The organism is Empedobacter sp. R132-2 (assembly GCF_030324375.1).
GTDB lineage: Bacteria > Bacteroidota > Bacteroidia > Flavobacteriales > Weeksellaceae > Empedobacter > Empedobacter falsenii_B.
The window spans coordinates 59,676-66,722 of the sequence record NZ_JACAGG010000017.1; the positions used below are offsets into that span (position 1 = coordinate 59,676).

Annotated in this window: 7 protein-coding genes, 1 pseudogene and 1 riboswitch; of the genes and pseudogenes, 4 read left to right on the forward strand and 4 right to left on the reverse strand. The window is 31.8% G+C overall.

The genetic code is table 11. The features are described from left to right. Positions 1 to 7: 7 nt before the first annotated feature. The 3 genes from porV to HXZ69_RS09350 all read left to right on the forward strand — a co-directional run bounded on the left by porV (position 8) and on the right by HXZ69_RS09350 (position 2,639). Complete coding sequence (gene porV, locus HXZ69_RS09340; RefSeq protein ID WP_286495786.1) at positions 8 to 1,198, forward strand: type IX secretion system outer membrane channel protein PorV; 1,191 nt, start codon at positions 8 to 10, stop codon at positions 1,196 to 1,198. Positions 1,199 to 1,324: 126 nt separating this feature from the next. Further along, positions 1,325 to 2,230, forward strand: a complete 906-nt coding sequence (locus HXZ69_RS09345; protein ID WP_221855953.1) for a pirin family protein — start codon at positions 1,325 to 1,327, stop codon at positions 2,228 to 2,230. Between the two features lie 7 nt (positions 2,231 to 2,237). Then, positions 2,238 to 2,639: an OsmC family protein gene (locus HXZ69_RS09350; RefSeq protein ID WP_221855955.1), complete on the forward strand. Its 402-nt coding sequence runs from the start codon at positions 2,238 to 2,240 to the stop codon at positions 2,637 to 2,639. 50 nt (positions 2,640 to 2,689) lie between these two features. Here the strand turns inward: HXZ69_RS09350 and HXZ69_RS09355 are convergent, their stop codons facing one another. Both HXZ69_RS09355 and HXZ69_RS09360 read right to left on the reverse strand, forming a co-directional pair. Further along, positions 2,690 to 3,595, reverse strand: a complete 906-nt coding sequence (locus HXZ69_RS09355; protein ID WP_286495787.1) for a polysaccharide deacetylase family protein — start codon at positions 3,593 to 3,595, stop codon at positions 2,690 to 2,692. A 79-nt stretch (positions 3,596 to 3,674) separates the two neighbouring features. Then, complete coding sequence (locus HXZ69_RS09360) at positions 3,675 to 4,490, reverse strand: HAD family hydrolase (RefSeq protein ID WP_286495788.1); 816 nt, start codon at positions 4,488 to 4,490, stop codon at positions 3,675 to 3,677. A 218-nt stretch (positions 4,491 to 4,708) separates the two neighbouring features. Here HXZ69_RS09360 and HXZ69_RS09365 point away from each other — a divergent pair. Continuing rightward, positions 4,709 to 4,969, forward strand: a pseudogene (locus tag HXZ69_RS09365) (IS982 family transposase); the annotation flags it as partial. A gap of 225 nt (positions 4,970 to 5,194) precedes the next feature. Here HXZ69_RS09365 and HXZ69_RS09370 read toward each other — a convergent pair. Both HXZ69_RS09370 and HXZ69_RS09375 read right to left on the reverse strand, forming a co-directional pair. After that, complete coding sequence (locus HXZ69_RS09370; RefSeq protein WP_286495789.1) at positions 5,195 to 5,524, reverse strand: DUF190 domain-containing protein; 330 nt, start codon at positions 5,522 to 5,524, stop codon at positions 5,195 to 5,197. A gap of 34 nt (positions 5,525 to 5,558) precedes the next feature. Then, on the reverse strand, positions 5,559 to 6,866 hold the full coding sequence (locus tag HXZ69_RS09375) for a voltage-gated chloride channel family protein (RefSeq protein ID WP_286495790.1): 1,308 nt from the start codon (positions 6,864 to 6,866) through the stop codon (positions 5,559 to 5,561). Between the two features lie 29 nt (positions 6,867 to 6,895). Beyond that, positions 6,896 to 6,964, reverse strand: a riboswitch (Fluoride riboswitch). Between the last annotated feature and the right edge of the window lie 83 nt (positions 6,965 to 7,047).

Genomic DNA, 7,047 nt, shown 5'->3' on the forward strand with positions numbered 1-7,047 from the left:
ATAACGAATGAAAAAAATTACAGCAAGTTTATTGATTTTAGCATCAGGATTTACTTTTGCTCAAAATAAAGATGAAGTTAATAATCCGATAATGACAGGAGCTCCATTTTTAAGAATTTCTCCAGATGCACGTGCAGGTGGTTTGGGAGATCAAGGAGTTGCAACTTCTGCGGATAATTATTCTCAATTTTGGAATGCGGCAAAGTATTCTTTTGCTCCTGATTATTCAGGTGTAGCCTTTTCATATACACCTTATATGGGATCTTTGGTGAATGATGTATTTTTATTGAATGCTACTTATTATACGTTTTTAGGTCAAGATGAACGTAGTACATTAGGAGCAAGTATCTATTATTTCAATATGGGCGAAATTCAGTTAAATAGACTTGGAGCAGGCGGTATTGATGGAAGCGATATAATTAATGACGGAGTAGCCAAACCAAATGAATTCTCAATCGATTTATCATATGGTTTACGTTTAACAGATAATTACTCGATGGCGGTGACAGGTCGTTTCATTCGTTCAGATTTATTCAATGGAGTAAGTGATGGTACAGTTCAACCAGCAAACACTTTTGCTGTAGATATTGCTGGATATTATCAATCAGAAACAATGAATACAAATAATTTTGAAGGAAAATTACGTGGAGGTTTCCAAATCTCTAATATTGGTCCAAAATTAGATTATTCAAACTCAGAAGATAATGCATCATATTTACCAACAACATTACGTTTAGGTGTTGGATATGATTTCAAATTTGATGATTACAATAAAGTTGGTATTACAACAGAATTTTCTAAATTGTTAGTTCCTACACCTCAATATGAATATGATGAAGAAGGGAATGTAACGAATCGTTATATACCTAATAAAGGTGTAATGTCTGGAATTTTCAGTTCATTTGGAGATGCTCCAGGGGGAGGAAAAGAGGAGTTAAAAGAAATTATGTATTCTGTTGGTGCAGAGTACTCTTATAATGATGCTTTGTTTATCCGTGCCGGTTATTTTCACGAAAGTCCAATGAAAGGTGATCGTCAACATTTGACATTAGGTTTAGGGCTAAAATACAATGCGTTTGCTTTTAATGCTTCTTACTTAATTCCAATGTCAGATACAAACAATGCTTTAGAAAACACATTACGTTTCGGTATTGCTTGGAATTTTGGAGGAGAAACACAAAATAGTTACGATTACTAGAAATCGTTAAGATTAAGTTATAATTGGCTAACCTTTTGGTTAGCCTTTTTTTATTTATTAACTTAAATCAAGTTTTAAATTAATAGTTAAAACTAATTTTACATCAATTAAAAAACTAAACTAATTATGTCTAACGTTGGATTAATTTTAGAAGAAAAAGCTGCTGATATAGGAAATTTTTTGGTTGGTAGATTATTACCATTTCGTCAAAAAAGACATGTCGGACCATTTGTATTTATCGATCATATGGGACCAACAAAAATGAAAGATTATCAAAATCTTGATGTAGGACCGCACCCACATATTGGTTTATCAACTTTGACTTATTTATTTGAAGGAGCGATTATGCATCGCGATAGTTTAGGAACTGAATTAGAAATTCAGCCTGGAGCTGTGAATTGGATGACTGCTGGTAAAGGTGTTGTGCATTCTGAGCGAACTCCAGAATATCTACGTACAACAGAAAAAACATTACATGGTTTACAAATTTGGGTGGCTTTGCCAAAAGAATTAGAAAATATGGAGCCGAGTTTTGTTCATATTGAAGCAGATAAATTACCAAATTGGTCGGACGAAAATGCTGATTATAGATTGATTGCTGGTAAGTTTGGTGAACATACTTCTGGCGTGCCTGTTTATTCTCCTTTATATTTTATTGAGATTAAAGCTAAAAATGATTTCAAAGTTTCTTTAGGTAAAGATTTGTATGGAGAATCTGCTTTGTATGTATTAGAAGGTTCTATCAAAGATGGAGGAGAGACATACGGAACAAAACAATTATTAGTTGCGAAAGAAGCTACTTTGTGTGAGTTCGAAATTACGGCTGGTTCTACCGTTTATATTTTTGGAGGAGAAGAATTACCGGAAGAACATTTTATCTTTTGGAATTTTGTAAGTTCTTCAAGAGAAACGATTGAAACGGCAAAGGAAAATTGGATTAATCATCGTTTTCCTAAAGTTCCTAGAGATGACGATTACGTTCCGATTCCGCAAGCTCAACAAAAATCTAAAATAAAAGAAAACGAAAAATAAATTGATAATGAGTGATATTAATGTAACATCAACTTCGACAGATAAAAATTATATTTCGAATATTAAAGCTGGGAAACACGAATTTAATGTAGATGAACCTTTAGATAAAGGAGGTTTGGATACAGCTGCAAAACCAAGCGAATTATTGGGAGCTGCATTGGCTTCTTGTACTTCGATTACATTGCAAATGTATATGAATCACAAAGAATTTGCTTACAAAAAAGTTGAGGTAGATGTCAATTTTGATATGATTACAACTGAGCCAATTACTTTTCAACGTCATGTCATTATAGAAGGTGATTTTGATGAGAAACAACAAACAAGATTATTGAAAGTTGCAAATTCTTGTCCTGTACACAAAGTGTTAGAAAAAGGTCACGAAATAGAAACAACGATAGAGTTTATTTAATAAAAAAATCCACTTCATCTGAAGTGGATTTTTTTATCTTAATATTTTATCTAGCTAATCCTGGTAGGGTATCCAGAAATTCCTTCAATAACAATTTTCGGATTACGTTTCAATAAAACAATTAATTGTCTTAATTTTTCTGCATTATAATCTTCATTAAACATATCATCGTGCATTAAAATTACCAAATGATTTTTTTCGAATGTTTTATTTTGATCCAAACGATGTACAATTCCTTCGTAAATTTTTTCAGGCGAAGAAAGCTGATGTGTAGCAGATTTTTTTCCACTTCTTTCCCATTCATAATCCCAGCCATAGATATAGTATTGATTTTTAGCCAATAAATCAGCTGCTGGAATTGCATTTTTTACTGGATCGTCTTTTTTGCGTTTGTTCAAACGCCATGTATTACGTGCAGGTAAACGAATCCAACGAGAATGTATGTCTAATACCACCTCATTTTTGCGAATATCTTCATAAACATTTTCTGGAACACTGTAAAAAGCTTTGTATTTGTTACGCGCATGCGAAAAAGTATGGTTAGCAATTTCTATATTTGGATTGGCTTTATAATCTTCTACATGTTGTTTCAAATCTTTCGTAAAAGCATTAAAACCAACTAAGAAAACCGTTCCTTTTACATTTTCTTCGGTTAATATTTTATTGATATTTTTACTTCCTTTATATGGACCATCGTCAAAAGTTAGGTAAACATATTGTTTTGTCGAATCAATAGGATTTTTCCTTTCTTCTTTTGCAATAGTATCTAATTTCAAAACTGAAGAGTCAACTTTTACCGTATAAATAGAATCAACATCATTCTGCAAAATTTCTTTTGGTTCAGAAGAAGTTGTTGTTTGATTTTGAATAGGATTATTTTCGTTTTTACAAGAAAAAACAAAAAGTAAAGTTCCAATTGCAAGAAAGCTTTTTAGATGTTTGTTGATAGCTAACATTGATTGTTTAGGTTTTGTGCGAAATTAATAATTTAATCTGATTTGAAATGTTAAATGATTGATGTTATTTATCAGATTATTAAGTGTTTACGGTTTTTAATTGTTGTAAATATTGCTTAATAACTTGAATTACACCATCTTCATCGTTAGAAGGCGCTTTAAAATTTGCCACTTCTTTTACATTTGGATGCGCATTTTCCATTGCAAAACTATATTTTGCCAAATGTAACATCTCCAAATCATTCATAAAATCCCCAAAAACAATGATTTCTTCAGAAGAAATATCCAATTTATTCATCAAAGCTTGTAATGCAACTCCTTTGTTCGATTTTTTGTTCATTACATCTAACCATACTTCTCCAGAAACCACAACTTTTAATCCATATTTTTCAAAATCAACTAATTTTGGAAATACATTAAATTCTGTTCCATCAGCATGATTTACTGCAATTTTAATGAATTGTTCATTTTCGATTTTAGTTAAATCATCAACCCAAATATTTTTGTCATAATAATTTTTAAAATATTCTAAAAAAGTTTCATCTTTCGATTCCACATAAGCTGCATTTTTACCTGCCAAAACAATATTTGCGCCTTCTATTTTACGCACTTCTTCTACGATTTCTTTTACAACAGACCAATCCAATTCGTCAACAAAAATTTCTTCACCTTTATAGGTAACATAGGTTCCGTTTTCAGCAATAATTGCCAATTCATCTTTTATATTTTCAAAATAAGAAATGATACTATAATATTGACGACCACTTGCAGGTACAAATGTGATGTTGTTTTCTTTTAATTCTTCGTAAATTTTATTGAATTCTGGACTTAACGAATGATTAGAACGTAACAGAGTTCCGTCCATATCTGTCACGATTAATTTTATATTTTGCATTGATTTTTCTTAAATAAAAAGGTCTCATAATTGAGACCTCAAAGTTAGTTATAAATTTTTGGTTTGTTCTTCTTCGTTGTTCACGTGCTTAGAATTTTATAAAAAAATAAGAAAATTGTTCAATAGTGTAACTTTTTCTCCATGATATTATCGAGTAGTTTAAGTATTATTCAATATAAGTTTGTGTAGAGGAGTGACAAAAAAGAAGTTAATGTAAAGAAACACCTAAAAAAGCTAATCAAAAAGAGTATAAACCACAATTTTATGCGTTTAAAAAATATAGAAAAAGAATCGAAATCTTATTCTCTCAGCTCTGTGATCAGTTTATGATTAGACCGAAATTGTGCCAAAACTTTCGGTGGTTTTAAAACCATAATTTTAGCCAAAATTACAACTTTAACCACTATTCAATATCTAAATAATTTATGTTTAATAGAAATAGAAATAGTAATAAGCAAAAAATTAATCTTGTCGAATAATGCTCGAAGGGTATTAAATAATGTTTGTTTACATGTTATAATGTTATTTTATAATTAATGAACCCGTTTTAATTTTATCAATAAACCTGTCATTTCGAGTGGAATTCTGAAAGAATTTTGTATCGAGAAAAAGGTTTTTGAAGATAAAATTCTATTCTTGATACAATTTTTTTCAGCCTATCCTGAGTTTATCAAAGGGTTCAACAGGCTTTATAAGTCCTTTTTTTATTGGTCAATCTTAAAACATTCATTATTTAGTAGAATAATATTTGTTTCGTTTAGCTCTTTTCTATTTTGCCCTATAAAATTTTTTAATTTTTCGGCAGTGTCCACAAGTTCAAGGCAAACTGGATTTTTTTTAGATGGAATTTCTGAAATATTGAAACTTATCTTATCGTTGTCTAAATAACCAGCTTTTGCAATAAAAATATTGGCTTGTTCAATATTCATTTCTTTCGCTTTCTTTAAAAGTAATTGTCCCAAATTGTTGCTCCAAAGTCGTTGCCAAAAAGATTGTCCTTTGACTGTTTGTCCGTAGCCAAAATAAATTCTCATTACGTTTATATTGTTTGTATTCATATTCACAATTTTAAAGTTCATTTAATCTTTTTCCTTCGTGGTTCGAAAATCTTTTGTGCTTTGGTTCGCCAACCATTTGTTTGTTGTAAATGCTGTTATGTCCTGAAACTAAATATGCAACTACACAAGCAATTGCAACATACACTCCGCAATCAGCACCAAAAAGTTCAATTGCCATAATGCTACAAGCTAATGGCGTATTCGTTGCTCCTGCAAAAACGGCAACAAATCCCATTCCTGCTAAAAGTGCTGTTGGCAATGGAATGAAATAACTTAATGCGTTACCTAAAGTTGCCCCAATGAAAAACAGTGGAGTAACTTCTCCACCTTTAAAACTTGCTGCCAATGTGATGATGGTAAAAATCATTTTCAAGGCAAAATCATACATAGGTAATTGTTCTTCAAAGGACTGAACAATTGTAGGAATACCTAAGCCAATGTATTTTGTTGTGCCTATTGCCCAAACTGCAAGAGCAACAATAACACCGCCTATCAAAGGTCGGAAAGGTGGATACTCAATTTTTGATTTGAAAATAGAACTTGCCTTATGTATTGTTTTACTAAATGTTGCTGAGCATAATCCAAAAATAATTCCTGCAATGATTGCGTAAATGATATTTAAAAAAGAGATGTCGGGAACAAAATTGATGTAGTAATGAGTATGGTGTGTTTGCCAAAGTTTCGTAACTAAGTCTGCGAAAATAGCGGCTGCAAATGCGGGAAAAATAGCATCGTATTTTAATCGTCCGATTAAAAACACTTCTAAACCGAAAATTGCACCTGCCAATGGTGTACCAAATACAGACCCAAAACCTGCGGAAATGGCTGAAATGATTAAAATTTTTCGCTCGCTTTCAGAAAGTCGGAAAGGTTTACTGAATTGGTCGGCAATTGCACCCGCCATTTGTAGAGCTGTTCCCTCACGCCCTGCCGAACCACCGAATAAATGTGTTACCACGGTTCCGATATAAACAAACGGAGCCATACGGAAGGGAATAATTTGTTTAGGGTCGTGAATGGTATCAAGAAGTAAATTGTTTCCTGGTTCAATGTCTTTGCCCAAATAATAATAAAGTAAGCCAATGAAAAAACCACCAATAGGCAACAATGCAATTAACCATAAATGATTTTCCCGATAATTCGTAACCCAATCCAATGATTGAAGAAAACCTGCGGAAGCACTACCAACACAAAGTCCGATAAATAAGCAAATGAATGTACATTTGAGGATGTAAGGAATAGTTGGATAACGTCTAAACAACGACCAAAGTTGTAAATTGATTTTTTTGCTGAATGATTTTTTTTGTTTTGTCTGCATAAACTACCTGATTAAATGTTAAACACTTAACTTAATCAGGCGTCATCAGCTTTTTTTATAGCGGTTGGGTAAGGAAGAACACCATTTCCTTTTTCGTCTGCTACTGTGGGTACGTCATATCCTCGTAGACTAAATTAGTAAAAAACTAATATAGCTTTATGATGATTAAAAAGACAAAAGA